Below are 2121 nucleotides of genomic sequence, written 5' to 3'. Positions count from 1 at the left end.
AGCTGGTGCGCCGCAAGACGCTCGCCGTGCTTGCGCGGCTGGCCCGGCGCGCCGCCGAGTACGACGCGCAGCCGATGGCCGGCCGCTCGCACAACGTGGCCGCGCAGGCGACCACGCTCGGCAAGCGGTTCGCCACCGTCGCCGACGAGTTGCTGGTCGGGCTGGGCCGGCTGGACGAGCTGATCGCCCGCTACCCGTTGCGCGGCATCAAGGGCCCGGTCGGCACCGCCCAGGACATGCTCGACCTGCTCGGCGGCGACGCCGACAAGCTCGCCCGCCTCGAACGGACGGTGGCCACGCACCTCGGCTTCGACCGGGTGCTCGACAGCGTCGGGCAGGTCTATCCGCGCTCGCTCGACTTCGACGTGCTGAGCGCCCTGGTGCAGCTGGCCGCCGGGCCGTCCTCGCTCGCGACGACGATCCGGCTGATGGCCGGCAACGAGCTCGTGACCGAAGGCTTCCGCCCCGGACAGGTCGGCTCGTCGGCCATGCCGCACAAGATGAACACTCGTTCCGCAGAACGCATCAACGGCTTCATGGTCGTGCTCCGCGGGTACGCCTCGATGGTCGGCGAGCTGGCCGGCGACCAGTGGAACGAGGGCGACGTCTCCTGCTCGGTGGTGCGCCGGGTCGCGCTGCCCGATGCGTTCTTCACCCTCGACGGCCTGCTCGAGACCACGCTGACCGTGCTCGACGACTTCGGCGCCTTCCCGGCCGTCATCGAGCGCGAGCTCGACCGCTACCTGCCCTTCCTCGCCACCACCAAGGTGCTGATGGCCGCGGTGCGCGCGGGGGTCGGGCGCGAGCAGGCGCACGAGGCGATCAAGGAGAACGCCGTGTCGGTCGCGCTCGAGATGCGCGAGAAGGGCACCGACCGCAACGACCTGTTCGAGCGGCTGGCCGCCGACTCGCGGCTGGGCCTGTCCGCTGCCGACCTGGCCGGCCTGCTCGCCGAGCCGCTTTCATTCACCGGCGCCGCGCGCGCCCAGGTCGCCGCGGTGATCCGCCGGGTCGACGCAGCCCTTGCCACCGACCCCCCTGCCGGCGACTACCGCCCCGAGCCGATCCTGTAGGTCGCCACGGTGGCGGAGATCGAGTTCCTCCCCGAAAGCGTCGACGGCGCCGCCGACGAGGAACTGCTCGCCACCGGAACGGGACGGATCGGTCGCTGGCTCGCGCTCGGTGGCTTCGCCGGTGTCGCCGTACTGGTCGCGGCGCTGCTGTTCGGCGACAAGGGCAGCTCGCCACGCCCGGTCACCCCGTCGCTGCCCCTCCAACCCACGGCCACCGCGCCGGTCACCGCACCCCCGCCGTATCGCGGCCTGACCCCGCTGCGCTTCGGCGCGTCGTCGCGGTTGCCCGTCCTCGGGCTGGCAGTGCTCGGCACCTCGACCTGGGTGCTGCAGGACGACGGGTTGCACGTGGTTCGGCCGGGCCGTCCGCCGCTGCAGCTCGCCCTGCCCGGCATCGCGCAGACGGCGCGGCTGGTCGCCGACCCGCCTGGCCGCCTCGTCTGGCTGGTGACCCAGCGCCGGGCGCAGGCCTACGCCCTTCCCGACGCCCGGATGATCTGGGACGGGCCGGTCCCCGCGTTCAGTGACGTGGCCGCAATGGGCGAACGGCTCTACCTCGCCGGCGGCACCGAGCTGGTCGAGGTGGGCCCCGGCCTGCCCGGGCCGCAGCGCGTCTTCCTCGCGCCCGAGCCGCTCACCGCGGTCGCGGCTGACCCGGCCCGCAACCGGCTGTTCGTCGCCTACCAGGACGGGCCGTCCCGGGTGTTCTCGTTACGCCCGAGCCCGTCCGGAGCTGCCCACGTCGAGCGGAGCACGACGATCCGGACGGTCAACGTCACCCTTGCCGTGGCGAACGACGCGATCTGGCTGGCCGGCTTCTCGACCGGTGGCGGCGCGCTGATGCGGCTGGACCCGCAGACCCTGCGGCCCGTCCTGCACTACGCCTACGCCGGCTCGCTCGGCTCGGGGGCGGTCCTGGTGGCCGAGGGCGCGAGTTCGGTGTGGGTGCGCGAGGGCCTCGGCGGTCCGGACCTGCGCTGCGTCGACTCGCGCAGCGGCGCGCAGGCGCAGACCTGGGAACTGGACGGGCTGATCGCCTCGACACAGG

2 protein-coding genes are annotated in these 2121 nt (G+C 73.6%); both read left to right on the top strand.

Annotated features, from left to right (window positions below; translation table 11 throughout):
- On the top strand, positions 1 to 1073 hold a 1073-nt coding region (locus tag ACTHMS_RS16200), incomplete at its 5' end, for a lyase family protein (RefSeq protein ID WP_440307702.1).
- Positions 1074 to 1082: 9 nt separating this feature from the next.
- On the top strand, positions 1083 to 2121 hold a 1039-nt coding region (locus ACTHMS_RS16195; RefSeq protein WP_440307701.1), incomplete at its 3' end, for a hypothetical protein.

It is taken from the genome of Jatrophihabitans sp. (genome assembly GCF_051960575.1).
GTDB lineage: Bacteria > Actinomycetota > Actinomycetes > Mycobacteriales > Jatrophihabitantaceae > JBQCEE01.
The sequence above is the reverse complement of the archived record's forward strand: the minus strand, read 5'-3'. Positions and strand labels throughout refer to the sequence as shown.